Consider the following 260-nt stretch of genomic DNA (forward strand, 5'->3'; position numbering starts at 1 on the left):
TCATTTCCTTTGACCGCGCCGACGAGATTGAATTTGGCCGGCGGCGACGGCGGATACCAGAACCCCGGCTTCGTTCCTTGTTTGCCATGCCGCCAATCGTCTTCCCAGTATCGGTACGGTTTCTTCACGCCGACCGGAAAATCGGAAGCAAAGACCCGTTGCGTCAGGATACCGGCCGCGCCGATATCGTCGAGTTCGTGCTTGCTGATGCCGCGCCAGCCGATCCCTTGCACCGTCACCGCCGAAATCACCTGATCGTG

General features: G+C 59.6%; 1 pseudogene. It reads right to left on the reverse strand.

Annotated features, from left to right (window positions below):
* Window positions 1-260, reverse strand: a pseudogene (locus tag DIE02_RS35325) (hypothetical protein); the annotation flags it as partial.

It is taken from the genome of Burkholderia sp. Bp8991, assembly GCF_003853795.1.
In the GTDB taxonomy this organism is placed as follows: domain Bacteria; phylum Pseudomonadota; class Gammaproteobacteria; order Burkholderiales; family Burkholderiaceae; genus Burkholderia.